The following is a 25918-nucleotide window of genomic DNA, read 5'->3' as shown; positions in this document are numbered from 1 at the left end:
TCTTCAACGCATCACAAACGGATCGGGCATCGGCGCGGTGGACAAGTTGATCCACACGGTCTTCAGCTCGGTATAGGCGAGCACCGAATCGATGCCGCTCTCACGGCCGTAGCCGCTGTTCTTGAAACCGCCGATCGGCGCCATGGCCGAAACGGCGCGATAGGTGTTGACCCAGATGATGCCCGAGCGCACGTCGCGCGCCAGGCGATGGGCTCGGCCCAGGTCGCGGGTCCAGATGCCGGCGGCCAGGCCGAACTGCGAGTCGTTGGCCATGGCCAGGGCCTGTTCCTCGGTCTTGAAGCGGATCACTGCCGCGACCGGGCCAAACACTTCCTCTTGCATGATGGTCATCGAATGGCTATCGCATTCGAACAGGGTCGGTTCGTAGAACCAGCCGTCGCCCTCGACCTCGGCGCGCTTGCCGCCCAGGCGCAGCTTGGCGCCTTCGGCCTGGGCCGCGGCCACCAGGCCTTCCACCACCGCCAGTTGCTGGGCGGTGGCCATGGGGCCCATTTCGCTGGCCTCGTCCTGCGGGTTGCCGATACGAATACGCTTGGCGCGCTCGATCAGGCGTTCGACGAACTCATCGAAGATCTCGTCCTGCACCAGCAGGCGCGAACCGGCCACGCAGCTTTGTCCGGAGGCGGCGTAGATACCTGCGACCGCGCCATTGATGGCACTGTCCAGATCGGCGTCGGCGAAGATGATGTTGGGCGACTTGCCGCCCAGTTCCAGCGACAGCTTGGCGAAGTTTTCGGCACTGCTGCGCACCACATGGCGGGCCGTGGCGGCGCCGCCGGTGAAGGCGATCTTGCGCACCAGCGGGTGACGGGTGAGGGCGGCACCGGTACTGGGGCCGTAGCCCGTCACCACGTTGACCACGCCCGCAGGGAAGCCTGCCTCGAGGGCTAGGCGGGCCAGTTCGAGAATGGTCGCCGAGGCGTGCTCGGACGGCTTGAGGACGATGGTGTTACCGGCGGCCAGTGCCGGGGCCAGCTTGATCGCGGTCAAGTACAACGGGCTGTTCCACGGGATGATGCCCGCTACCACGCCGATCGGCTCGTGCACGGTGTAGGCGAACAGGTCGGGCTTGTCCAGCGGCAGGGTGCCGCCTTCGAGCTTGTCGGCCAGACCGGCGGTGTAGTGGAAGAACTCCGGCAGGTAGCCGACCTGGCCGCGGGTCTCGCGGATCAGCTTGCCGTTGTCACGGCTTTCCAGTTGCGCCAGGTGTTCCTTGTTCTCGGCGATCAGGTCGCCGAGGCGGCGCAGCAATTTGCCGCGCGCAGTGGCGGTGAGGCTGCGCCAGGCTGGGTTGTCGAAGGCGCGTTGGGCGGCCTGCACGGCCAGTTCGACGTCCTGCGCGTCGGCATCGGGCAATTGCGCCCAAGCCTGGGCGGTGGACGGATCGAGGCTGTCGAAGGTCTTGCCGCTCTGGGCATCGCGCCACTGGCCGTCGATGCACATCTGGAAACGAACGAGGGTCATGCAACTATCCCCTTGGCGGATTCGGTGAGGGTGCGCGCTTCGCGCAGGAAGTCCAGCAGCATGCGGTTGACGTCACGTGGGGCTTCCACCGGCATCATATGCCGTTGCTCGGCCAGCACCACGCTGCGGGCGCCGGGAATGCGCGCGGCGAGCTGGCGGGTCATGGCCGGGGTGGATCCGGTGTCGAGCTCGCCGGTGGCGATCAGCGTCGGCACCTGGATGCTGCCCAGGTCGGCTTCGCGGTACATGTCCTGGGTGGCGAACAGCGAATAGGTGGTGTGGTAGCCCTGCGGGTCGTTGCCGGCCAGCACCTGACGGATGGCCGCGACCTGGGCCGGATTGGCGGCCTTGTATTCACGGCTGAACCAGCGCTCCAGCGCCGCATCGACGTTGGCGTCCGGGCCCAGTTCGGCGGCCTGGGCGGCGCGGGCGATGACCCCGGCGCTTTGCTCGGGGCTGCGGTTGAACACGCTGTTGAGCACCACCAGCGCCGACAGCCGCTGCGGATAGTGCAGGGCGAAGGCGCGAGCGATCAGCCCGCCCATGGAGAAGCCGATCACGGTGGCCTGGGCGATCTGCAGATGGTCGAGCAGCTCGACCAGTTGCGCGGCGTAGCCTTGCAGGTCGGTATCGACAGCGGGGCGAGCGCTCTGGCCATGGCCGAGCATGTCGTAGGCGATGACCCGGTAATCGGCGGCCAGGCCGACGAATTGTCCGCCCCACATTTCCTTGTTCAGGCCCACGCCGTGGATCAGCACCACGGGTTGGCCCTGGCCGAGGCTCAGGTAGCTGGTCCCGGCCGGTGTACGTTCAGCGACAGGCTGAATCATGGGTGGTGCTCCTTGAAGGCCGCAGCGTCGACGCGTCGCTGCGGCCGGTGTGCATGTTGTTATTGGGCGCTGGCTTTCTCGGCCGCCAGTTCTTCCAGGTCGATGTAGCGGTTACCGATGCGCGGATGCAGGCGGCCGCCGTCGGCTGCGCCCAGGACCACGACGATCTCGTCGGCGCGCGGGGCGTCTTCGATCTGCATTTCCAGGGTGATGTAGTGCGAACGCAGGCCCTCGTCGTCCTTTTGCATCATCGGGATCTGGATCGAAGTGCCAGGGCCGCCGCGCTTGTTTGTGAAGCTCAGGTAGCTCTTGGCCTGCACGGCCTCGCGGTAGTGATTGCCGAAACGCAGGGTGTGGATCACCGCCGAGGCGTGCTCGATCTCGCCGTCGGCACCCACCACCGCTGCCTTGCCGTAGGCTTCGATCTTGTCCGCGCCGCCGATGGCTGCCGTGAGGCGCTCGACCATGAGGGCGCCCAGCTCGGAGCAGTTGGCACGGATTTCTGGCTTGAGGTCTTCAACGAAACCGCGACCGGCCCATGGGTTCTTGATCACCACGGCCAGGCCGACCATGGTCACTGGCTTGTCGGTGGCCTTTCCGCCTTCGATGCGGGTTTCTTCGGAGTAGGTGACGATCTTGCGGATTTCGAAACTCATGGGGGGCTCCTGGTGAGGAAAGACAGTGATTAACTAGTTTTGTCTTATGGTATACCATAATACCAATTATGGAAGTGCCAAGTGGCGAGCTTCAAGCGGCAAGTCAACGCAGGCTGGGATCAACCTGCCGCTTGTGACGGCCTGTCTCAGGCAAAGGCCGGGACCACTTCCTTGATGAACAGCTCCAGCGACTTGCGCTTTTCTTCGTGCGGCAGGCTGTTGTCGCACCAGAAGCTGAACTCATCGACACCTAACGCCTGGTAGTAGCGGATGCGCGCGATGATTTCTTCGGGGGTGCCGATCATGGTGTTCTTGCGGATGTTGTCCAGCGCGAACGCCGGCACTTCGGCGAACTTGGACTCCGGGCTCGGCTCCAGGAAACCATCGACCGGCGTGGTCTTGTTGCCGAACCAGGCGTCGAAGGTGCGGTAAAAGCGCGAGATGGCCTGCGCGCCGACTTTCCAGCCGTCCGGGTCGGCCGGGCTGTGCACGTGGGTGTGGCGCAGCACCATCAGTTGCGGGCGTGGCACCTCGGGGTTGTTATCCAGAGCGGCCTGGAACTTGTTTTTCAGGTCCAGCACTTCCTCGTCGCCCTTCATCAATGGGGTGACCATGACGTTGCAGCCATGCTTGACCGCGAAGTTGTGCGAGTCCGGGTCGCGCGCAGCGATCCACATCGGCGGCATGCCCGCCTGTACCGGCTTGGGCACGCTGGTCGAGGTGGGGAAGTTGTACACTTCGCCTTGGTGGGCGTAGTCGCCCTGCCACAGCGCGCGCACCGCCGGGACCATTTCGCGCAGGGCCTTGCCGCCGTCGGTGGCGGGCATACCGCCGGCCATGCGGTCGAACTCGAACTGGTAGGCGCCGCGGGCCAGGCCCACTTCCATGCGGCCGTTGCTGATGACATCGAGCAGGGCGCATTCGCCTGCCACGCGGATCGGGTTCCAGAACGGCGCGATGATGGTGCCGGCGCCCAGGCGAATGGTTTCGGTGCGGGCGGCCAGGTAGGCCAGCAGCGGCATTGGGCTTGGCGAGATGGTGTATTCCATGGCGTGGTGTTCGCCGATCCAGACCGTGCTGAATCCGCCGCGCTCGGCCATCAGGGTCAGTTCGGTCAGGTCCTCGAACAACTGGCGGTGGCTGACCTGGTCATCCCAACGTTCCATGTGCACGAACAGCGAAAATTTCATGGGTTTTTCCTCGGAGCGAGTGGTGGTCGCCTGGCGGGGCAGGGGGCGGATGACATCGGCTCGGGCCGTGTGCTCAGGTCAGACCCCTGCCGCTCGCTCAGGCAGGTGGTGTCAGGCGAGCGCGGGCAGGCTGGCCATCTTGCCGCGGCAATAGATCATCGGGGTGGGGGCCTCGTCGGGGACGATCAGGTTGTGCACCTTGCCCACCATGATGGCGTGATCGCCGCCTTCGTATTCGCGCCATAGCTCGCACTCGATGATCGCCGTGGCACCGGTCAGCAGGGGATTGCCCAAGGCGCTCAGGGTCCACTCGATGCCATTGGCCTTGTCCTTGCCCTTTTTCGCGAACGCATAGGCTTCGGCCTGCTGATCGCCGGAGAGCAGATGAATGGCGAAGCGCTTCTGCTTGATCAGCACGGGGTAGGAGTCGGAGCTGTAGTTGGGGCAGAACAGCACCAACGGCGGGTCCATCGACAGGGAGGAAAAAGCGCTGGCAGTGAGGCCGACGACCGAGCCGTCGTCGTCCAGGGTAGTGATGACGGTGACGCCGGAGGGGAAGGAGCCCAGGACGTGCTTATAGAGGGTTGCGTCGATCATGGCGTTACCTCGATGGGGCGTGCGGTGGTCCGCGGTTTTTATCGTTGATGTGTCTGATGGTATACCGTAATACCTATATTGCAAGCGAATTTTTCCGCGACCCAGGGGCGGCGATGAACGGCGCAAAGCCCGTAATCACTGGTCTGCTGGGCTAGACGAGTGCCCTGGCGTGAGGCGCTAAGCGGATCAGATGCGCCGAAAAAGTGCGGAGCAGTGTTGTCAAAAGTTTGGAATACCATAATATGGTCTTCAGCTGAGAGGCCGCCCAGAGCGGTTTCCATACAACGATAAAAATGATCCTTTCGAGCTGAAATCCTATGTCCCAACCGTCGTCGCAACACCCGTTTGTCGAGAATCATACGGTCGATCATGTTCCCCCCTCCGAGCGCCACGGGAAGGCGCGCGACCTGTTCACCCTCTGGTTCAGCACCAATATCGCCCCCTGCCGATCGTCACCGGCGCGATGGTGATCCAGGTGTTTCACCTGAACCTGATGTGGGGTCTGGTCGCCATCGTGATGGGGCATCTGCTGGGCGGTATCGTCATCGCCCTGGCCTCTGCGCAGGGACCGCAGCTGGGCATTCCGCAGATGGTGCAGAGCCGCGGTCAGTTCGGGCGCTACGGCGCGTTGCTGATCGTGTTCTTTACGGCGTTGATCTACGTCGGCTTCTTCATTTCCAATATCGTCCTGGCGGGCAAGTCGATCCATGGCATCGCCCCGAGCGTGCCGATGCCGAGCGCGATCGTGATCGGCGCCCTGAGCGCTACGGCCATCGGGGTGATCGGCTATCGCTTCATCCATAGCCTGAACCGCATCGGCACCTGGGTGATGGGTTCGGCGCTGCTGGCTGGCTTCATCATGATGTTCGCCCAGGACCTGCCGGCCGACTTCTACAGCCGCGGCGCCTTCAACCTGTCGGGCTTCATCGCCACCGTGTCGCTGGGTACCATCTGGCAGATCAGCTTCTCGCCCTACACCTCGGACTACTCGCGCTATCTGCCCAAGGAAATCGGCATCGCCAAGCCATTCTGGGCGACCTACTTCGGCGCCACCCTGGGCACTATCCTGTGCTTCAGCTTTGGCGCGGTGGCGGTGTTGTGCGTGCCCGAAGGCACCGATGCCATGGATGCGGTGAAGCAGGCCACCGGCTGGCTCGGACCGATTCTGATGGTGCTGTTCCTGCTCAACATCGTCAGTCACAACGCGCTGAATCTGTACGGGGCGGTGCTGTCGATCGTCACCGCGATCCAGACGTTCGCCGCTCGATGGACACCGAGCGTGCGCGTGCGGGTGGTGCTGGCTTCGCTGATTCTGCTGGGCTGTGCGCTGGTGGCCCTCAACGCCTCGGCCGGCTTCATCGGTCAGTTCATCGGCCTGATCCTGGCACTGCTGCTGGTGCTGGTGCCCTGGGCGTCGATCAACCTGGTGGACTTCTACCTGATCAAGAAGGGCGTGTACGACATCGCCTCGTTCTTCCGCGCTGATGGGGCATCTATGGGCGCTTCAACCATCACGCCATCGTCGCCTACGTGTGCGGGATTCTGGTGCAGTTGCCGTTCGCCAATACCGCGCTGTATGTGGGGCCCTACTCGAATCTTGTCGAAGGTGCGGATTTGTCGTGGTTGTTCGGTCTGCTGGTGACCGTGCCGCTTTACTACTGCCTGGCCACGCGCGGGCAGCCGGTGAAGGCGGGGAGGGTGGTGCGGGTAAATGAATGAAGCGCTAGGGGCCGCAGGGCGGCCCCGGTCTCTCTGAATCAGACTTTGAACTGCGCCACCATCCCATTCAACTCCACCGCCAGGCGCGATAGGTCCTGCGCCGCCGCGCTGGTCTGGTTGGCTCCCGCCGAGGTCTGCATCGCCAGGTCACGGATGTTGACCAGATTACGGTCCACTTCGCGGGCCACCTGCGCTTGCTGTTCCGAGGCACTGGCGATCACCAGATTGCGCTGGTTGATCGCCGCGATGGCCTCGGCGATCAACTCCAGCGCTTGGCCAGCGGCCTGGGCCACTTCCAAGGTGCCGCTGGCACGCCCCTGACTGCTGTGCATCGAACCGACGGCGCGCTCGGTGCCGGTCTGGATACCGCCGATCATCTGTTCGATTTCCGCCGTGGACTGCTGCGTGCGGTGCGCCAGTGCCCGCACCTCGTCAGCCACCACGGCGAAGCCGCGTCCGGCTTCGCCCGCGCGCGCCGCTTCGATGGCCGCGTTGAGTGCCAGCAGGTTGGTCTGCCCGGCAATCGAGCCAATCACATCCAGTACGCGGCTGATCTCATTGGCGCTGGTGGCCAGTGCTTCGATCTCGCTGGAGGTGCCGGTAACGTCTTCGACCAGATGCTGGATCGAACTCAAGGCCTGGTTGACCTGATCGCGGCCGTCGCGGGTGGTCTGGTCGGCGCCTTTGGACGCATCGGCCGTGCTGACCGCGTTGTTCGCCACTTCTTCTACCGCCGCCGTCATCTGGTTGACGGCAGTGGCTGCTTGATCGATCTCGGCGCTCTGCTGATGCAGGCCGCGGCTGGTGTCTTCGGTGACCGTGTGCAGCTCTTCGGAAGCCGAGGCCAGTTGGTCGGAGGACGCTGCGATCTGCCGGATGGTGTCGCGCAGGTTCTGCTGCATGCGGCTCAGGGCGCGCAGCAGCAAGGCCGGCTCGTCACGGCCGACGATGTGAATCTCTTGGGTGAGGTCACCGGTGGCCACGCGTTCGGCTACCCGCACGGCCTCGCCCAGGGGCAGCACGATACTGCGGGTCAGCAATACGGCGATGGCCACCAGGGCGATAAGAATGGTGACCAGCGCGGCGACGATCAGCAGGAAGGCTTCATCATACGCGTCGCTGCTCAGTTGAGAGGCTTTGTCCGCGCCGTTGGTGTTGTACTGCATCAACTCGCCGAGGGCTTTCATCATGGTGTCGGCGTATTCGGCGAGCGGGCCGTTGACCAGGCGCTGGGCCTGGGCGATGTCGCCATTGGCGGCAGCCTCACGGATGGACTTCTGCAGGCCATGGTAGCGCTCGGACAAGCGGGTGAACGTGTTGAACAGGGCGCGGTCGTCCTGTTCCTCGATGGTGGCCTCGTAGGTCTTGATGCCTTCGGCAAGCTCGTTATCGATGTCGCCGATGCGGCTAAGCGTGGCCTGGCGTGCGGCAGGATCTTCTTCGATCACGCTGCGCAAGGTGAGTGCGCGGGCCCGGCCCAGGCTGGTGCCGACTTCATTGAGGGCGATGATCGCCGGCATCCAGGTCACGCGGATTTCGTCGGTGGCGCCGTCCATGCGCCGGGTTTCGTACAGGGCGACCAGGCCCATGATCAGAACCAGCACGCCCAGCAGTGCGAAGACACACGCCGCCCTGATTCCGATCTTCATATTCCTTAACTGCATCTCGCTACTCCTTGGGATGTGGCAAGCAGGCCCTCGGTGGCCGGCGTGTCGCGGTATCTAGGCAACACATCTGGCGCCGGGTGACCTGCGGCAAAGTATGCTTTCGTCACCATGTGTAAGATTTTTGACGTCAATGATGCCATGTCGCCACGATCTGTGACCACTTGTTCGATGTGGCAACGTTTACAATCTGATACGTCATTTTTTGACGAATCTGTAAGGTCTGATCTGTTAAGTGACTACTTTTCAGTGTTCTAAAGCCGATTTGCGCCTGTCGCTCACCGCGACCTTGGGTCGCAGTCAGCCACTTCGCGCATCTCGCGCCCTCATGGTTTCCTCTGCGCTGCGTAGCCGCTAAGGTGCGCGGCATACTCCGCCCGGTATGAACCTGACCATGACAAGTCCCAGCACCTTGACTTCACCCGCCGCAGCGCCGATCAGCCGAGGTCTAGTGATACTGCTCGCGTTCTGCTGCGGCGCCATCGTCGCCAACCTGTACTACGCCCAGCCCATCGTCGGCCTGATCGCGCCGGACCTGGGGCTGTCCACCGAACACGCCAGCTTGATCGTGTCGCTCACCCAGATCGGCTATGCCCTGGGCCTGCTGCTGCTGGTACCGCTGGCCGACCTGCTGGAGAACCGCCGGCTGATGATCGCTACGGCTGTTCTGGCGTGCGTCAGCCTCTTGCTGGCTGGAAGCAGTGGGCAGGGGCAGGGCCATCTGTTCCTGGCCTACGCCTTGCTGATCGGCTTCAGTTCGGTGTCGGTGCAGATGCTCATTCCGCTGGCGGCCCACCTGACACCGGAGCATCAACGCGGGCGTGTGGTGGGCAACATCATGGGCGGTCTGCTGCTGGGGATTCTGCTGGCGCGTCCGCTATCGAGCCTGATCGCCGACCATTTCGGCTGGCGTGCCGTATTCATCGCGGCCGCGGGGCTGATGGCGGCGATGGTGCTGTTGCTGGCACTGACCTTGCCGCGTCGGGTGCCTGAACACAGGGCCAGTTATGCGGCGCTCATGGCCTCGTTGGTCGGGCTGTTGCGGCGCCACCGGGCGTTGCGACAGCGCGCGTTGTATCAGGCGCTGATGTTCGGGGGGTTCAGTCTGTACTGGACTGCCGTACCCCTGGCGCTGACGCAGGAGCACGGTTTGTCGCAGAGCCAGATCGCCGTATTCGCCCTGATCGGCGCGGTGGGCGCGATCGCCGCGCCGATTGCCGGGCGCATGGCCGACGCGGGCCATGCGCGTCTGGGCACCCTGTTGGCCCTGACGCTGGCACCGCTGTCGCTGCTGTTCGGGCTGACAGCGCCGGGGGCCGGTGTGGTGGGCCTGGCGCTGACCGGTGTGCTGCTGGACTTTGCCGTGCAGATGAACATGGTGATCGGTCAACGCGAGGTGTATGCACTGGATCCGGCCAGCCGTGGACGGCTCAATGCCCTGTACATGACCAGTATCTTCATTGGCGGCGCGCTCGGCTCGGCGGTGGCCAGCGCCGTTTATGCCGGGTACGGCTGGACGGGCGTGGTGCTGGTGGGCGCGGCGTTGCCGGTAATGGGGCTGTTGGTCTTCCTGATACAGGGGCGACGCGCTCGGGGTTGAGCGCTGCGCCCCTGGCATTGGTGAATCAGGCGTTGGCTTGCATGGACTCGATCAGTGTCCATAGGCGCGGGTCCTGGTAATCGTCGATCACCAGTCCTGCCCCCGCCTGCAGCAGGCGCTCGGCCGGCTGGGTGGTGGCCAGGGCCACGGTGAAGATGCCGGCATCGACCGCTGCTTTCACGCCCGGCAGCGAATCCTCGAAGGCCAGCGCCTGCTCGGCCTTGGCGTTCAGGCGTTGCAGGCCTGTGAGATAGGGCAGGGGATCGGGCTTGGGCCGCGCCAGCTCGTCAGCCACCAGCACATGCTCGAAGCGTTTGATCAGCCCCAGGGCCTGAAGCATGTGTTCGGCATTCAGGCGTGGCGCATTGGTGACCACGCACATGCCCAGGCCTTGCTGCTCGGCGTGGGCCAGCAGGCGCAGCAGACCGGGCAGGGGTTCGAGGCGGGGCGACAGCTCGCGGAACAGTGCCTCCTTGCGTTCGGCCAAGGCCTGGCATTGGGCGGCATCGGCCTGAGGGAACAGTTCCTTGAACAGCAGGCCGTTGGAGCGACCGCTGACCTGTTCGTTGAACTGTGCCTGGGTCAATTCGCGACCGTCGTGATCGTGCAGCAGCTTGCGAAAGGCCTGCAGATGCAGGGTATCGGTATCGGTAAGGGTCCCGTCGAGGTCGAACAGCAGGGCGGTCAGCATCGGGCTTCCTGTCAGGTGAAGAAACAATTCAGCGGCCACTATAACCAATGTGGCGACGAAGGGGGCTGTTCAGTGTTTTGCGAAAAGAGTACAAATGTGCTCCATGAATACGCTCACTCCCAAACGCCGCGCCATCCTCGACTTCATCCGTGAACGCATCGCCGAGCACGGTCAGCCACCGAGTCTGGCCGATATCGCCCAGCGCTTCGGCTTCGCTTCGCGCAGTGTGGCCCGCAAGCACATCAGCGCCTTGCATCAGGCGGGGTTCATCGAGGTCACGCCCAACCAGGCGCGAGGCATTCGCCTGGTCCATCCCGCGCGCCGTCCGCAGGTATTGGAGTTGCCGGTGCTCGGTCGGGTGGCCGCCGGTGCGCCGATCGGGCCGGACCTGGACATCCACGAGCAACTGCTGATCGACCCCAGCCTGTTTCGGCGCACACCGGACTACCTGCTGAAGGTGCGCGGCGACTCGATGATCGGCGACGGCATACTCGATGGCGATCTAGTGGGCATCCTGCAGCAGGCCGAGGCCCGCGACGGGCAGATCGTCGTCGCTCGTCTCGACGGCGAGGTCACCATCAAGCGGCTGGAGCGGGTCCGCGGTGGGTATCGGCTGCTGCCGCGCAACCCGGCCTATGCTGCTATCGAGGTCGGCCCCGAGCACGACTTCTGCATCGAAGGGGTGTTCTGTGGCCTGGTGAGGCGTGACTGATGGGCGCGGTGGTCGATCTCGACGGGCTGCTCGACCAGCGTCGTGTCTGGCGCGGGCGACAGGCTCAGCCCCGTGCCCTGGGCCTGCAGCCCACCGGTCATGCCGACCTGGATGCACGCTTGCCCGAAGGCGGCTGGCCACCGGCGGCGCTCAGTGAACTGCTGCTGGCCAGCCCGGGCTGCGGCGAGCTGCACTTGCTGTGGCCCACACTGGCGCGCCTGAGCGGTGAGGGCGGGCGAGTGCTGCTGGTGGCGCCGCCGTTCATTCCCTATGCCCCGGCCTGGCAGGCCGCCGGGGTCGACCTGCGCTGGCTGGCGCAGGTCGAGGCCAAACCGGACGAAGCGCTCTGGGCTGCCGAGCAATGCCTGCGTTCGGGCAGTTGTGCTGCGGTGCTGTGCTGGCCTGAGCGGGTCGACGATCGCGCCTTGCGTCGCTTGCAGGTGGCTGCCGAAACCGGTGAGGCGCTGGCGTTCGCCTGTCGCCCGCAACAGGCGGCACACAACCCATCGCCTGCGGCCCTGCGCATCGCCATCGATACCCGCCCGGCGCAGTGGCGGGTGCTCAAGTGCCGCGGTGGCCTGGTGCCGGCGGCCCCCATCAGCACTGCCGGGCGAGGTTGATGCGCCATGCTCTGGGCTTGCATCCTGCTGCCGCAACTGGCGCTGGACACCGTCCTGCGCGGGCGCGACGACGCCGATGCGCCGCTGGTGCTGGTGGCCGGTCCCGCGCAGCGTCGGGTGTTGCAAGCGGTCAATGGCGCCGCCGCAGCGCTGGGGCTGCGTGCCGGCCAGACGCTGACCGCCGCCCGCGCCTTGGCCGAAGGATTCACCTGTGTCGAGGTGGAGCCGGCGCGCATCGAGCAGGTCCAGCAACTGCTGGCAGCCTGGGCCTACCGCTTCAGCGCCCAGGTCAGCCTTCACTACCCACGCGCACTGCTGCTGGAAGTGGGCTCGAGCCTGCAATTGTTCGGCCCCTGGTCACGTTTCGAGGCGCGCCTGCGCGAAGAGCTGCAGGCGTTGGGCCTGCGCCATCGCATCGTGCTGGCGAGCAATCCAGTGGCCGCTCGCATGCTGGCAAACGGTCACGATGGCCTCGCGTTGACCTGCCCCGAGCAGACCCGCGCCGCGTTGGCGAACATGCCGCTGGACCGCGTCGGTTTGCCGACCGAGGCTGCCCAGGCGTTGTCCCGCATGGGGCTGCATCGACTCGCGCAGGTGCAGGCTTTGCCTCGCGATGCCGTGGCCCGACGCTTCGCCGCCAGTGTGCAGTTGCACCTGGATCAGCTGTTCGGCCTGCGTGCCCTTGGCCTGGATTTCTATCAGCCGCCTGATCGCTTCGAGTCACGGCTGGAATTGAATTTCGATGTCGAGTCGCATCAGGCGTTGCTGTTTCCGTTGCGCCGTCTGCTCAACGACCTGGCAGCCTTTCTTGCCGGACGTGACTGTGGCGTGCAGCGCTTCGAGCTGCACTTGGAGCATGTCGAAGGTCCGGACACCGTACTCAAGGTTGGCCTGCTGGCTGCCGAGCGGGAGCCTGCGATGTTGTTCGAGCTGGCGCGTGGTCGCCTCGAGCCCTTGCGGATTGCCGCCCCAGTGCGCACCTTGCGCTTGCTGGCCGAAGACCTGCCAGCGTTCGTGCCCCAGCACCGAGCGTTGTTCGACCCGCGTGCGCAGCAGACACAGCCCTGGGAGCAATTGCGCGAGCGTCTGCGCGCCCGCTTGGGCGACGAGGCGGTCAAGAGTCTGTGCGCCGCTGCCGATCATCGTCCGGAATACGCTTGGCAGACAGCGGAGCAGGGCGCGGCGAGCGGCCTTGTGGTCATCCCTGGCAGCCGTCCTGGCTGGCTGCTGAGCCAGGCTCAAGTCTTGCCCGAATCGGGTGTGCACTGGTTGGGCAAGGCCGAACGCATCGAGTCGGGCTGGTGGGACGGTGGCGACGTGCGCCGCGACTACTACCGCATCGAAACCCGCGACGGCTTGCGCGGCTGGGCCTATCGCGATCTCGCGCAGCCTGGACCCTTGTGGCTGCAGGGCTGGTTCGCATGACGCCGCCCGAATACGCCGAGCTGCACTGCCTGTCGAACTTCAGCTTCCAGCGCGGCGCCTCAAGTGCCGACGAGCTGTTTCGTCGGGCAGGTGAACAGGGTTACCAGGCCCTGGCGATCACCGACGAATGCACCTTGGCCGGTATCGTCAGGGCCTGGCAGGCGGCCCGCGAGCACGGCGTGCGGCTGATCGTCGGTAGCGAAGTGCGGATGCACGACGGGCCATGCCTGGTGCTGCTGGTCGAAAACCTCGAGGGCTACCAGAATCTCTGTGCGCTGATCACCCGTGCGCGGCGCCGGGCTGAAAAGGGCGAGTATCAATTGCTTGCCGAGGACTTGGAGCATCGCACCCAAGGTCTGCTGGCGCTGTGGGTTGCCGATTCACTCGCCGATCAAGCCGATGCCGATTGGTTGCAGCGCCTGTTTCCCGAGCGCTTGTGGCTGGCGCTGCACCTGCACCGTGGCCCCGACGACGATCAGCGCTTGCGAGCAGTCCACCTTCTCGCGCAGCAATTGCAATTACCGCTCGTGGCTTGCGGCGATGTGCACATGCATGTGCGCGGTCGCCGGGCCCTGCAGGACTGCATGACCGCCATCCGCCAGCACTGCAAGGTGGCTGAGGCAGGCCGCTATCTGTACCCCAACGGCGAGCGACATTTGCGCAGCCGCGATCAACTCGCTCAGCTGTATCCCGCGCCACTGTTGGCCGAGACCCTGGTCATCGCCGAGCGTTGCCGGTTCGACCTGAGCGAGCTCAAGTATCAGTACCCGCGCGAGTTGGTGCCAGACACCCATACCCCCGCCACCTGGTTACGTCACCTGTGCCTGCAGGGCGTACCGGAACGCTGGCCACACGGCGCCGACGACGAGGTTCATCAGGCGTTGCAACGCGAATTGGCCTTGATCGAAGAACTGGGCTACGAAAGCTACTTCCTGACGGTGCACGACATCGTCGCCTTCGCTCGACGCCAAGGCATTCTCTGCCAGGGCCGGGGCTCTGCCGCCAATTCGGTGGTGTGCTTCGTGCTGGGCATCACCGAGCTGGACCCCACCCGCCATCACCTGCTGTTCGAGCGTTTTCTATCACGCGAACGCAATGAGCCGCCGGACATCGACGTGGACTTCGAGCACGACCGGCGTGAAGAGGTCATCCAGTACGTGTTTCGCCGGTATGGTCGTCATCGCGCAGCACTGACGGCGGTGGTCAGTACCTACCATGCTGCCGGTGCGGTACGCGATGTGGCCCGGGTGCTGGGCTTGCCGGCCGACCAGATCGATGCCCTGGCCCAGTGCTGCGGACGCTGGAGCGACCGCATACCCGACGCGCAACGCCTGAGCGAGGCCGGCTTCGAGGCGCAGAGCCCGTGGTTGCGGCGCATTCTGGTGTTGGCAGGCGAATTGATCGGCTTCCCCCGACACCTGTCGCAGCACCCCGGCGGCTTCGTCATCTCCGAGCAACCGCTGGATCGCCTGGTGCCGGTGGAGAACGCGGCGATGCCCGAACGCACGGTGATCCAGTGGGACAAAGACGACCTGGACATGGTCGGCTTGCTCAAGGTCGATGTGCTCGCCTTGGGCATGCTCAGCGCTTTGCGTCGCTGCTTCGACTTGCTCAGGCAGCACCGGGGTCGTGATCTGACCCTGGCCACCATCCCCCAGGAAGACCCGGCCACCTATGCGATGATCAGCCGCGCCGAGACCATGGGCGTGTTCCAGATCGAGTCGCGGGCGCAGATGGCCATGCTGCCACGCCTGCAGCCACGCACCTTCTATGACCTGGTGATCGAGGTGGCTATCGTGCGGCCTGGGCCGATCCAGGGCGACATGGTGCACCCGTACTTGCGTCGTCGCATGGGCGATGAGCCTGTCAGTTACCCGTCGCAGAAACTCGAAGCGGTGTTCGAACGCACCCTGGGTGTGCCTTTGTTCCAAGAGCAGGTGATGGAGCTGGCGATGGTCGCGGCCGACTACAGCCCAGGCGAGGCCGACCAATTGCGTCGCAGCATGGCGGCATGGAAGCGACACGGTGGGCTGGAGCCACATCGTGTGCGGCTGCTCGAGGGCATGCAGCGCAACGGATACGAAGCAGCCTTCGCCGAACGCATCTTCGAGCAGATCAAGGGCTTCGGCAGTTATGGGTTTCCCGAATCCCATGCGGCCAGCTTCGCCTTGTTGTGCTACGCCAGCAGTTGGCTGAAGTGCCATGAGCCGGCGATCTTCACCTGTGCGTTGGTCAATAGCTGGCCCATGGGTTTCTACAGTCCCGACCAGTTGTTGCAGAACGCGCGTCGGCAGGGCATTGAGGTGCGTGCGGTGGATGTGTTTCACAGTGCATGGGACTGTACGTTGGAATTGAGGGAAGACGGCGACTTGGCGATCCGTCTGGGGTTGCGGCAGATCCGCGGCTTCAGCGAGGAGGATGCGCGGCGTCTGGAGCAGGCGCGGGCGCAGCGTGCCTGGCGCGATGTCGAGGATTTGTGTGTGCGTGCCGCCCTGGACAGCCGGGCTCGCGCGCGTCTTGCCGATGCTGGAGCCCTGAGGGCGCTGGCTGCGGACCGGCACCAGGCGCGCTGGCAGGTGGCTGCGGTGCAGGCGCAGTTGCCCTTGTTCGCAGGGCTCGAACCTGTGGCGGAAGCGGCGGTGTCATTGCCGGTGCCGACGGTGGCTGAAGAGGTGTTTGCCGACTATGCCTCGTTGGGTACGACGCTCGGACCTCATCCGTTGGTTCTGTTACGGCGGCGTTTGCGGGGGTTGGGGTGCCGCAGTCTGGTGGAGCTCGAGGCGTTGGGGCATGGGGATGCGGTTGCCGTGGCTGGGATCGTGGTGGGGCGGCAGCGACCGCAAACTGCCAGTGGGGTGACCTTTGTGACGCTTGAGGATGAGCATGGGTTGCTGAATGTGGTGGTGTGGCGGGAGTTGGCTGAGCGGCAGCGGGGGGTGTTGATGGGGGCTCGATTGTTGAAGGTCAGGGGGAGGTTGGAACGGGAGAAAGGGGTGCTGCATCTTGTTGCTCGGCGGCTTGAAGATGTCAGTGGGTTGTTGGAGGGGCTTGAGGTTAGGAGCCGGGATTTTCATTGATTCTTTTGGGGAGGGGACGGGTGATTTGGGGGCTTATCCGGTGGCTGTGGTGAGGCTGATTCACCGGGTATGTCAGAAATTTTGTGTTCGGGCATAACATGAGCAAGAGGTGCATGTATGCCAACCAAGAAGAAACCCCTGCGTGACCTACCAAAAATCCCCAAGGAGCTGCTCGAGCAGTTCGGTGAGGGCCTGATGACTGCGGAGGCTATCGAAGATGCCTCTGCGGCATTCAAGAAGGCGTTGATCGAACGGGCCTTGAACGCCGAGCTCAGTCACCACCTGGGGTATCTGCCGGGCGCGCAGCGCCCAGAGGATGAAACCAATCAGCGCAATGGCAGGACTGGCAAGACGGTTCTGACTGGAGAGGGGCCGCTGCGGCTGGATATCCCCCGTGATCGAGACGGTAGTTTTGCGCCCATCCTGATTCCCAAGCACGAGCGCCGTTATACCGGTTTCGATGACAAGATCATCGCCATGTATGCCCGAGGCATGACCGTTCGGGAAATTCGCGCATTCCTCTCCGAGCAGTATGGAACGGATGTTTCGCATGACTTCATCAGTTCGGTCACGGCCGAGGTGATGGAGGAAATCGGCGCGTGGCAACAGCGGCCGCTGGAGCCGATGTACCCGGTCATTTTCTTTGATGCACTACGAGTCAAGATTCGCGAAGAAGGCCTTGTGCGCAACAAAGCGATTTACTTGGCGCTGGGCGTTCTACCCGATGGGACGCGCGATATTCTCGGGATCTGGATCGAAAATACCGAAGGTGCGAAGTTCTGGATGAAGGTCTTCAATGACCTCAAGACGCGCGGCGTTGAGGATGTGCTGATCGCCGTCACCGACGGCCTCAAAGGGATGCCAGAGGCGCTAAGCGCCGTGTTTCCGGCCACCACGCTGCAAACATGCATCGTCCACTTGATCCGCAACAGTCTCGATTATGCAGCGTGGGATAAGCGTCGTGATCTGGCCAAAGCGCTCAAGCCGATCTATCAGGCCATCAACGCCGAGGCGGCTGAGCAGGCACTGGATGCCTTTGAAAACGGCCCTTGGGGCAAACAGTACCCAACGGTAGTTGCGGCATGGAGAAGAGCCTGGGATCGAGTGATTCCATTCTTTGTCTTCCCGTCAGGCATTCGAAAAGTGATCTATACGACCAACGCGATCGAAAGCATCAACGCCCAGCTACGCAAGATCATCAAAACGCGTGGTCACTTCCCAACGGATGAGGCCGCCACCAAGCTGATCTGGCTGGGGCTGCGGAACATCACGGCAAACTGGGGCTCAGCGGCCCATGACTGGAAAAATGCGATGAATCAATTCGCGATGCTGTACGGAGATCGATTTATCAGGCCGACCTGGTAAAAGCATGGCCAGCCTGACGGCAGGCCGTTATCGGCCCGCACACAAAAAATCTGACACTCTCGGTGACTAAAACCCAATACAAATCAAAGACATGAAACCAAAATAGCAGACACCACCAGACCGCCCCCTAAAACCCCAGCCGCCCCTGAACCAGCCGCTCCAAGACCCCCCACATCCCCTCATCCAAACTAAACGCCACATTGAACCTCATCCACCCCGTCACCCCCGCATCGACCATGAACAACTGCCCAGGCCCCAACATCACCCCCGCCTCGAGCGCCTCGTCCAACAACGCCGCGCTATCAGGAATCCCCGGATGCCGCGTCCAGATATACATCCCCTCATCCGACTCGGTGAACAGCTCGAACCCCATCCGCTGCAAGCGCCCCCCGACCACTTGGTGCGCTTGCGCCAGGCGCTGGCGCAGACGCTTGAGGTGTTTGCGCCAGCGCCCATCGATCACCGCCGCATACACCACCCGCTCCATCACCTGAGAGGTGGTCAGCCCCGAGCGCATCTTCAACTGCAACAACCTTTGCATCAGTTCCGACTCAGCCACCAGATAGCCGACCCGCACGTTCGGCGAGATGCTCTTGGAATAGCTGCCCACATACACCACCTGCTGCAAGTGGTCGAGGCTGGCCAGGCAAGGCTGCGGATTGGCGATCATGTCCGCATACAAGTTGTTCTCCACCAAGCGCACCCCATGCTGCGACGCCAGTTGCAGCAGACGGTGCAGTTGCGCCAGCGGCGTGCGCGAACAGGTTGGGCTGTGCAGGTGCGGCTGGGTGAAGAACACCGTCGGTCGATGTTCGGCCAGCAGCCGCTGCAGTTGGTCCAGGTCATAGCCAGCCGGCGTGCGCGGCACCCCCACCAGCGTGGCACCCTGAAAGCGCAGGATGCTCATCAGGTTGGGATAGCCTGGGTCGTCGACCAGCACCACGTCACCCGGGCGCACCAGCGTGCGTACCGCCAGGTCCAGTGCCTGACTGGCGCCGTGGGTGAGCATCAGCTGCGCCGGGTTGACCACGATCGACAGCTCCTGTTGCAGATTCTGCGCGGTGAGCGCGCGCAGCTCCGGCAGGCCCATCGGGTCGCCGTAGCCGGACAGCTCCAGCGGACTGCCGGCCACCTGGCGCATGCCCCGGCGCAGGCCGTCTTCATACATCCAGTCGTTGGGTAGCCAGCCGCAACCGGGCTTGAACGGCAACTGGCGGGTTTCGAAGATCTGCTGCAGGTACCATTCCGAGTTGAACGATGGTCGGGTTGCGTCTGCGGTCGGGGTCTGGGCGTCGAGCACCTCGCCGGCCGTGCGGCTGACGAAGAAGCCGGCGTTGCCGCGACTGACCAGCAGCCCTTGGGCCACCAAACGGTCGTAGGCTTCGACGACGGTGAAGGTGCTCACCGAGTAGGTCGAGGCGAACGCGCGGATCGACGGCACCTTGGCGCCGGGCTTGAGGGTCTGGTTGTCGATGAGTGCGCGCAGGCCGTCGATGATCTGGTTGACCAGCGGGGTAGGGGCGTCGGGGTGTAGTCGCAGCATGGGGGCCTTCAGGGGTGCAGAGCGGCGGGCGCCTGCGCGGTGTCGCAGGTGTATTGCATGGGCGGCCTGTACAGTGCAGTGCGGATTTCATGCCACTGTGCATGGCTCTCTGTGTCGGACATTTTTACATTAGGTGTCAGATATCGCCAGATGTAGCACGTTCAGTACGTCCGAGCGGCCACGTTCGGACGCGTCAGCAGGCCGCCATGGAAGGTCTGCGTGTGTTTCTCACACCTCCTGCCCGCATTAGCGCTGATGTAAAGGTGAGGCCGATAACCATCGGGGTTTCACAGTTTTCCTTGGATAAAAAGAAACACGGGGTACACAACTGATGGACGCAACATCCACATCCTCCACCACCGCGAAAGGCGGGCACGAGAGCCAGCTCAGTGCCTCGCTCAAGTCGCGCCACCTGACGATGATGTCGATCGCCGGGGTGATCGGCGGCGCCTTGTTCGTCGGCTCCGGCAGCGTGATCCACAGCGCCGGTCCAGCGGCTGTCCTGGCGTATCTCGCCGGCGGCATCCTGGTGGTGCTGATCATGCGCATGCTCGGCGAGATGGCGACGTCCTCGCCGGACACCGGCTCGTTCTCCACCTACGCCGACCGCGCCATCGGGCGCTGGGCCGGTTTCACCATCGGATGGCTGTATTGGTGGTACTGGGTCATCCTCATGGCCTGGGAAGCCTACGTGGCGGGCAAGATCCTGCACGGTTTCTTCCCCGGCGTCAGCGTCAACGTGTTCGTGTTGGCGACCACTTTGCTGTTGATCACTGTGAACTTCTTCAACGTCAAGCACTACGGCGAGTTCGAATTCTGGTTCGCCTTGATCAAGGTGGTGGCGATTGTCTGCTTCCTGGTTGTGTGTACCGCGGCGGTGCTGAACATCTGGCAATTCGGTGAGGTGCGCGGGATTACCCACCTGACCGCCGAAGGCTTCATGCCCAACGGCATCACCACGGTGATCGGGGCCCTGCTCGGGGTGATGTTCGCCTTTCTCGGTGCCGAGATCGTCACCATTGCCGCGTCCGAAGCGAAGGACCCGGCCACCCAGATCGTCAAGGCGACCAACTCGGTGGTTTGGCGCGTGTGCCTGTTCTATGTCGGCTCGATCTTCCTGATCGTCTGCCTGGTGCCGTGGAACGACCCGCATTTGGGCGTTTCCGGCTACGGCGCCTACCGTCGCACCCTGGAACTGCTGGGCGTGCCCTATGCCGAACTGCTGATGAACTTCGTGGTGCTGACCTCGGTGAGCAGTTGCCTGATTTCCGGCCACTACACCGCCTCGCGCATGCTGTTCTCGCTGTCCCAGCGCGGCGACGCACCGTCGTTCTTCAAGATCACCCGCGCCGGTACTGGCGTGCCGGTGTACGCGATCATGGGTCGTGCGTGGTGGCGATTTTCTGCGCACTCATCAATTTCAGCGACACCCTGCGTCCGAAGGATGTCCTGGACACGCTGATGAACACCACGGGCATGATCGCCTTGCTGGTGTACCTGGTGATCGCCTTCTCGCAGTTGCGCATGCGTCGCAAGCTGATTGCCGAAGGCCGCGAGGTACGCCTGAAGATGTGGCTGTTCCCTTGGCTGACCTACCTGGTGATCGCCTTCATCGTGGCCGCACTGGTGACCATGGCGTTCATGGCTGACTACCAGGAAATCGTGCTGTCCACCGGCATTGCCGCGGCCGTCGTGGTGGCCATGGGTGTCGTGCACCAGATCCGCAGCGCCAAGCGTCACTGACGTTTCGCCGCTCGTCACGCGCGGTCGACTCTCCCAGGGTCGGCCGCGTTTTTGTATATGGCCGCTAGCGGCGCCTGACCACGGTGATCCAGTCGGTGTAGTGGCTGACCGTGATGGGCAGCGCGGCTTCCAGCGACTGCAAGGCCTCGTCGCTGTCGTCCAGCGCCAGATCGTTGGCCACTCGCAGGTCGGCCAGCGAAGCGGCGCTGAATAGCAGCACGCCACGGTGATGTCGAGCCAGGCGTTCGAGCACTTCGTTCAACGCTTGGCCAGTGCCCGGCAGGCGTTCCAGGTACCAGGCCGCTTGGGCATCGCCACCATCGACCTTGATCGGCGTGCTGTGGCCTTGGGCGTCGAAGCGCAGGTAATGACTGCGGTTCAGTGACAGGCGCCCATCATTGCCTTGGAATTCCACCCGACCGTCGAGCACGGTCACCTCGCTGCTGTCCTGCAGCCGTTCGACGATCAGCGTGGCGTCCAGTGGCCGTAGGGTGGCGTACGGGGTGACGATGTACAGCGGTCGGGTGTCGCCCCTGGCCGCTTCCAGCAGCAGTTGCCCCTTGAGTAGGTGGATGCGGCGTTGCGTCCTGTCGAACTCCAGATCCACGGCCGAGCCGTTATCCAGGGTCAGCAGGCTGCCGTCTTCCAGCTGCCGGGTCAGGCGGTTCTGGCTATCGGTGGACAGATCCGACACGTCGAAGCCCTGGCCCATCCAGGGCGAGGCGAGCAGCAGCGATGCGCCGACCAGGACGAGGAGGGCGATGGGCAAGGCAAGGGGTAAGGAGCGCAAGGAGTTCATGGTTGGCAGCATGTGTGGACTATGCGGATGACCTTCGCCTTCGCCTGTCAGTTCCAGCCTTCGCAGGCATGATCTGTTTCTGACGAAACGAATCGGTGCGGCACTTACCCCAGACGAGCACCGAAAGGCATATGCTGATACTTCCCCCTGCCCAAGGAGCTGCCCATGGCCTGGTCTGCCACTCAGTATTCGTTGTTCGAAAACGAGCGCACCCGCGCCGTGCGCGACTTGCTTGCAGCGGTGCCGCCGCGCCCGGTCCGTCACGCTACCGACCTGGGCTGCGGCCCCGGCAACTCCACCGAAGTGCTGCTGCAACAGTACGGTGATGCGTTGGTGGTGGCGTTGGACAGTGATCAGGACATGATCGACAAGGCCCGTGAGCGTGCCCGTCTGAAGGTGCCTCGGGTACGCTGCGAGGTGGCGGACATCGCGCTTTGGAACGCCGCCGAACCTCAGGATCTGATTCTCGCCAACGCCTCCTTGCAGTGGCTGCCCGAGCATGGCGCGCTGTACCCACACCTGGTGCAACAGCTTTCCGAAGGTGGCAGCCTGGCGGTGCAGACCCCTGACAACCTGGACGAGCCTGCTCATCGGCGCATGCGCGAGATTGCCGGCCAAGGACCGTGGAAAGAAAAATTCAGCGACTTCGCCCTGCCGCCACGGCACAGCGCCACGTTCTACTACGACCTGCTCAGCCCGCTGTGCGCACGGGTAGATGTCTGGCGTACCACCTATCACCACCCACTGAGCGGTGGCGCCGAAGCGGTGGTGGAGTGGTTCAAGGGCTCGGGTCTGCGGCCTTACCTGTCGCGCCTGGATGAGGACGAACGCGCGGCGTTCCTGCAGTTGTACCTGCAAGCGATGCAGCAGGATTACCCAGCCGCGACCGACGGCAAGGTACTGCTACCCTTTCCACGATTGTTCGTGGTGGCCACGCGCTGAGTGCGGCGCCGGCGAGCATCAATCCTCGGCATTTTCCTGGACCATCTGCAGGAACGTCGCCACCACCCGGCGCGAGCGCTGCTCATCCAGGCACACCAGGGTTTCGCTCAAGCGCCGATGGCAGTCCTTGATCGGCAGTGCGCACAAGCGGTCATCGGCGCCGAATTCGGCCGCCGACACCACGCCCACGCCAATTCCCGCCACGACCGCTTCGCGCGCGGCTTCGCGGCCTTGCACCTCGATGGCCGTGCGCACGCGCAGGCCGGCGCGCTGCATTTCCTCTTCCAGTACCTGCCGGGTCACCGAGCCGGGTTCGCGCAGCACCAGTGGCGTGTCGTCCAGGTCGGCAAGACGGAGGGCGCCGCGTGTCGCCCAGGGGTGCTGGGCGCAAACGAATGCCACCAGCGGGTCGCTGCGGATCGGCAGGCAGAACAGCCGTTCATCCGTCACCTCGCAGGCGAGCAGCGCCAAGTCGGCCTGGTAGCGAAAGAGCCGGGCCAGCGCCTGGTCGCTGTTGCCCGTTTCGACCTTGACCTGGATGCCCGGGTAACGCTGACAGAAGCGTGCGATCTGCGGCAGTACATGCACCGGCGCGTCCACCGCCAGCACCAGGCTGCCGGTGTCCAGGGCGCGGGAGTCCTGCAACAGCTCGACGGCCTCGGCTTCGCAGGCAAATAGCCGTCGAGTGATGCCGAACAGGTGCTCACCCAGGTCGGTCAGCCCCACGGTACGCTTGTTGCGCTGGAACAGCAGGATGCCGAAGCGTTCTTCCAGCTTGCGTACTTGATCGGAGACGGCAGGCTGGGTCAGGCACAGATATTCGGCGGCACGGGTGAAGTTGTGATGCAGGGCGACGGCGTGGAAGGCTTTGAGCTGAGCATGCGAGACCGACATGGACGTCTCCAACGACAGTAGTGAAAGCTTGGCTTATGACTGACATACGATAAATCGATTTTTCTTATCGTTCAGCGCTTGTTTTGATACCCCCCTGTCTTTTGCTTTCGTCTACAAGGAACTCGCGCAATGAGACCGTTCTGGCTGCAGCAGGCGCTGGCGTCACAGTCCGAGTCACCGTGTCCCCCGTTGCAGGGCGATGTCCGCTGCAATGTCTGCATCGTCGGCGGCGGCTACACCGGCCTGTGGACCGCGCTGATGCTCAAGCAGGCCCAGCCGACGCTGGATGTGCTGCTGATCGAGGCGGATATCTGCGGGGCCGGCGCGAGTGGTCGCAATGGCGGCTGTGCGCTGTCGTGGTCGGCCAAGTATTTCACCTTGGAACGGCTGTTCGGTGTGGCCGAGGCGGTGCGTCTGGTGAGCGAGTCCGAGCGCAGCATCGCCGCCATCGGCGCGTTCTGCCAGGCGCACGGCATCGACTGCGATTACCGCCGTGACGGCACGCTGTATACGGCCACTAATGCTGCACAGGTGGGCAGCACCGATGCGGTGATCGCGGCGCTCGAGCGCCAGGGCATCAGCAGCTTCCAGCGTCTGCCGGTGCCGCAGGTGCAGCGCCGTGCCGGCTCGCGCCGGCACTTGGAGGGCTGGTTCTCGCCAGCGGCGGCCACCGTGCAACCGGCGAAACTGGTGCGCGGGCTGCGCCGGGTGGCGCTGCAGCACGGCGTGCGAATTCATGAAGGTACGGCGATGACGCAGTTGCAGCATGGCCCAGTGGTGGCGGTGCACACGCCTCACGGCACTGTCCGCGCCGATCGCGTGGTGCTGGGGCTTAATGCCGCGATGGCGCGCCAGTTCCGGGCGTTCGAGCGCAGCGTGGCGATCGTGTCCAGCGACATGGTCATCACCGAGCCGTGCGCTGAGCTGCTGCACCAGACGGGACTGGACAGCGGTATCAGCGTGCTCGACTCGCGGATTTTCGTCCATTACTACCGCACTACCGTCGATGGTCGGCTGATGCTGGGCAAGGGCGGTAATACGTTCGCCTACGGTGGGCGTCTGTCCAAGGTGTTCGACCAGCCTTCGCCGTATCGTGCGCTGCTGCAACGCACCCTGGGCGAGTTCTTTCCGAGTCTTGCCGAGGTGCCGCTGGCGGCGAGCTGGAACGGCCCATCGGATCGATCGGTCAGCGGCCTGCCGTTCTTCGGGCGGCTGGACGGGCAGGCCAACGTGTTCTACGGCTTGGGTTACTCCGGCAGCGGTGTCGGACCCTGCCACATGGGCGGGCAGATCCTCTCGTCGCTGGCCTTGGGCCTGGACAATGCCTGGACCCGTTCGCCGCTGGTGCGTGGGCCGCTGGGGCTGTTTCCGCCAGAGCCCATCCGCTACCTCGGTTCGTTGCTGGTGCGCGAGGCCATCCGCCGCAAGGAGCGCGCCGAAGACCGAGGGCAACGGCCTCGGCGGCTCGATGTCCGCCTGGCCAAGTTCGCGGCCGCGGCGGGGAAGGCCGACAAGGGGTGAGGATTTCTTGTCGAACCGGTCGGCGAGGGCGTATAAACTCTCCCCACTTTTTGGCCGGTCGCTTCCTGAACCGGCCGCGCAGACAAGAGAGTCGAGATGGGCGCACAGTGGAAAGCCAAACATAGAGAAGCCGCCGCCAATGCCAAGGGCAAGATCATGGGCAAGCTGGCCAAGGAAATTCAGATCGCGGCCAAGTCTGGCGCGGACCCGGACATGAACCCGCGCCTGCGCCTGGCCGTGGAGCAGGCGAAGAAGGCGTCGATGACCCGCGAGACCCTGGAGCGCGCGATCCGCAAGGGCGCCGGCCTTGATGGCGATACGGTGCAGTACTCGGCCGTGAGCTACGAGGGCTTCGCACCGCATCAGGTGCCGCTGATCGTCGAGTGCCTGACCGACAACGTCAACCGCACTGTCGCGCAGGTCCGCGTGCTGTTCCGCAAGGGTCAACTGGGCGCCAGCGGCTCGGTGGCGTGGGACTTCAACCACGTCGGTCTGATCGAAGCCACCCCGGTGGGCGACGCCGACCCGGAAATGGCTGCCATCGAAGCCGGTGCCCAGGACTTCGAGGAAGGAGACGAAGAAGGTTCGACCTTGTTCATCACCGACACCACCGACCTGGACGCGGTACAGAAAGCCCTGCCTGATCACGGCTTCACCGTGACGTCGGCGAAGATCGGCTACACGCCCAAGAACCCGGTGAGCGCGGCCAGTCTGAGCGCCGAGGCCCTGGCCGAGGTCGAGGCGTTCCTGGAAGCGATCGACGAGAATGACGACGTTCAGAACGTGTATGTCGGCCTGACCGACTGATCAGCACCAAGCGCCGCTGCCGCCCCTTGGCCAATTCG

20 protein-coding genes and 2 pseudogenes are annotated in these 25918 nt (G+C 64.1%); 11 read left to right on the top strand and 11 right to left on the bottom strand.

Going from position 1 to position 25918, the window contains the following annotated elements; all coding sequences use genetic code 11:
* Nucleotides 1–3: 3 nt before the first annotated feature.
* The 6 genes from GKC70_RS14240 to GKC70_RS14215 all read right to left on the bottom strand — a co-directional run bounded on the left by GKC70_RS14240 (nt 4) and on the right by GKC70_RS14215 (nt 5129).
* Complete coding sequence (locus GKC70_RS14240; RefSeq protein WP_342649030.1) at nt 4–1485, bottom strand: aldehyde dehydrogenase; 1482 nt, start codon at nt 1483–1485, stop codon at nt 4–6.
* Entirely contained in the window at nt 1482–2315 is an 834-nt protein-coding gene (locus tag GKC70_RS14235; RefSeq protein ID WP_039576986.1) for an alpha/beta fold hydrolase, read from the bottom strand. The genes GKC70_RS14240 and GKC70_RS14235 overlap by 4 nt, the downstream gene beginning before the upstream one ends.
* A gap of 59 nt (nt 2316–2374) precedes the next feature.
* The gene (locus GKC70_RS14230; RefSeq protein WP_029613156.1) at nt 2375–2971 is read right to left on the bottom strand and encodes an amino acid synthesis family protein; all 597 of its coding nucleotides are present in this window, start codon (nt 2969–2971) and stop codon (nt 2375–2377) included.
* A gap of 146 nt (nt 2972–3117) precedes the next feature.
* The gene (locus tag GKC70_RS14225) at nt 3118–4161 is read right to left on the bottom strand and encodes an LLM class flavin-dependent oxidoreductase (protein WP_029613157.1); all 1044 of its coding nucleotides are present in this window, start codon (nt 4159–4161) and stop codon (nt 3118–3120) included.
* A gap of 111 nt (nt 4162–4272) precedes the next feature.
* Nucleotides 4273–4758, bottom strand: coding sequence for a flavin reductase family protein (locus GKC70_RS14220; RefSeq protein ID WP_342649029.1), 486 nt, complete (start codon nt 4756–4758; stop codon nt 4273–4275).
* Nucleotides 4759–4796: 38 nt separating this feature from the next.
* Nucleotides 4797–5129: a hypothetical protein gene (locus GKC70_RS14215; protein WP_342651581.1), complete on the bottom strand. Its 333-nt coding sequence runs from the start codon at nt 5127–5129 to the stop codon at nt 4797–4799.
* Between GKC70_RS14215 and GKC70_RS14210 the strand changes: the two are divergent.
* Nucleotides 5076–6477, top strand: a pseudogene (locus GKC70_RS14210) (cytosine permease). The gene GKC70_RS14215 and the pseudogene GKC70_RS14210 sit on opposite strands and share 54 nt — an antisense overlap.
* Before the next feature lie 38 nt (nt 6478–6515).
* Here the strand turns inward: GKC70_RS14210 and GKC70_RS14205 are convergent.
* The gene (locus GKC70_RS14205; RefSeq protein WP_342649028.1) at nt 6516–8141 is read right to left on the bottom strand and encodes a methyl-accepting chemotaxis protein; all 1626 of its coding nucleotides are present in this window, start codon (nt 8139–8141) and stop codon (nt 6516–6518) included.
* 394 nt (nt 8142–8535) lie between these two features.
* Here GKC70_RS14205 and GKC70_RS14200 point away from each other — a divergent pair, with 394 nt between their 5' ends.
* Nucleotides 8536–9741 carry an MFS transporter gene (locus tag GKC70_RS14200; protein ID WP_342649027.1) on the top strand — a complete coding sequence of 402 codons (1206 nt, stop codon included), beginning with the start codon at nt 8536–8538 and terminating at the stop codon, nt 9739–9741.
* 25 nt (nt 9742–9766) lie between these two features.
* Here GKC70_RS14200 and GKC70_RS14195 read toward each other — a convergent pair whose 3' ends face one another.
* The gene (locus GKC70_RS14195) at nt 9767–10432 is read right to left on the bottom strand and encodes an HAD-IA family hydrolase (protein WP_342649026.1); all 666 of its coding nucleotides are present in this window, start codon (nt 10430–10432) and stop codon (nt 9767–9769) included.
* A gap of 94 nt (nt 10433–10526) precedes the next feature.
* Here GKC70_RS14195 and lexA point away from each other — a divergent pair, with 94 nt between their 5' ends.
* The 5 genes from lexA to GKC70_RS14170 all read left to right on the top strand — a co-directional run bounded on the left by lexA (nt 10527) and on the right by GKC70_RS14170 (nt 17631).
* Nucleotides 10527–11144 carry a transcriptional repressor LexA gene (gene lexA / locus GKC70_RS14190; protein ID WP_342649025.1) on the top strand — a complete coding sequence of 206 codons (618 nt, stop codon included), beginning with the start codon at nt 10527–10529 and terminating at the stop codon, nt 11142–11144.
* Nucleotides 11144–11764 carry a translesion DNA synthesis-associated protein ImuA gene (gene imuA / locus GKC70_RS14185; protein ID WP_116887992.1) on the top strand — a complete coding sequence of 207 codons (621 nt, stop codon included), beginning with the start codon at nt 11144–11146 and terminating at the stop codon, nt 11762–11764. The genes lexA and imuA overlap by 1 nt, the downstream gene beginning before the upstream one ends.
* A gap of 6 nt (nt 11765–11770) precedes the next feature.
* A complete protein-coding gene (locus GKC70_RS14180) occupies nt 11771–13189 on the top strand; it encodes a DNA polymerase Y family protein (protein ID WP_342649024.1) in 1419 nt (472 codons plus the stop codon).
* Nucleotides 13165–16266, top strand: a complete 3102-nt coding sequence (locus GKC70_RS14175; RefSeq protein WP_342649023.1) for an error-prone DNA polymerase — start codon at nt 13165–13167, stop codon at nt 16264–16266. Before GKC70_RS14180 ends, GKC70_RS14175 begins: the two co-directional genes overlap by 25 nt.
* Nucleotides 16267–16383: 117 nt before the next feature.
* Entirely contained in the window at nt 16384–17631 is a 1248-nt protein-coding gene (locus GKC70_RS14170) for an IS256 family transposase (RefSeq protein ID WP_342648746.1), read from the top strand.
* A gap of 127 nt (nt 17632–17758) precedes the next feature.
* On the opposite strand, the gene GKC70_RS14165 is transcribed toward GKC70_RS14170, so the two are convergent.
* On the bottom strand, nt 17759–19174 hold the full coding sequence (locus GKC70_RS14165; RefSeq protein WP_342649022.1) for a PLP-dependent aminotransferase family protein: 1416 nt from the start codon (nt 19172–19174) through the stop codon (nt 17759–17761).
* 331 nt (nt 19175–19505) lie between these two features.
* On the opposite strand from GKC70_RS14165, the pseudogene GKC70_RS14160 reads away from it, so the two are divergent.
* A pseudogene (locus GKC70_RS14160) lies at nt 19506–20917 on the top strand (amino acid permease).
* A gap of 64 nt (nt 20918–20981) precedes the next feature.
* Here the strand turns inward: GKC70_RS14160 and GKC70_RS14155 are convergent.
* Nucleotides 20982–21716, bottom strand: coding sequence for a FecR domain-containing protein (locus GKC70_RS14155; RefSeq protein WP_342649021.1), 735 nt, complete (start codon nt 21714–21716; stop codon nt 20982–20984).
* Between the two features lie 165 nt (nt 21717–21881).
* On the opposite strand from GKC70_RS14155, the gene tam reads away from it, so the two are divergent.
* Complete coding sequence (gene tam, locus GKC70_RS14150; protein WP_342649020.1) at nt 21882–22658, top strand: trans-aconitate 2-methyltransferase; 777 nt, start codon at nt 21882–21884, stop codon at nt 22656–22658.
* A gap of 18 nt (nt 22659–22676) precedes the next feature.
* Here tam and GKC70_RS14145 read toward each other — a convergent pair whose 3' ends face one another.
* Nucleotides 22677–23552 carry a LysR substrate-binding domain-containing protein gene (locus tag GKC70_RS14145; RefSeq protein WP_342649019.1) on the bottom strand — a complete coding sequence of 292 codons (876 nt, stop codon included), beginning with the start codon at nt 23550–23552 and terminating at the stop codon, nt 22677–22679.
* Between the two features lie 129 nt (nt 23553–23681).
* Here GKC70_RS14145 and GKC70_RS14140 point away from each other — a divergent pair, with 129 nt between their 5' ends.
* The gene (locus tag GKC70_RS14140) at nt 23682–25073 is read left to right on the top strand and encodes an FAD-dependent oxidoreductase (protein ID WP_342649018.1); all 1392 of its coding nucleotides are present in this window, start codon (nt 23682–23684) and stop codon (nt 25071–25073) included.
* Between the two features lie 96 nt (nt 25074–25169).
* Nucleotides 25170–25880, top strand: coding sequence for a YebC/PmpR family DNA-binding transcriptional regulator (locus GKC70_RS14135; RefSeq protein WP_039577023.1), 711 nt, complete (start codon nt 25170–25172; stop codon nt 25878–25880).
* Nucleotides 25881–25918: the final 38 nt, after the last annotated feature.

The sequence above is a fragment of the Pseudomonas sp. REB1044 genome, assembly GCF_038813925.1.
GTDB lineage: Bacteria > Pseudomonadota > Gammaproteobacteria > Pseudomonadales > Pseudomonadaceae > Aquipseudomonas > Aquipseudomonas boreofloridensis.
The sequence above is the reverse complement of the archived record's forward strand: the minus strand, read 5'-3'. Positions and strand labels throughout refer to the sequence as shown.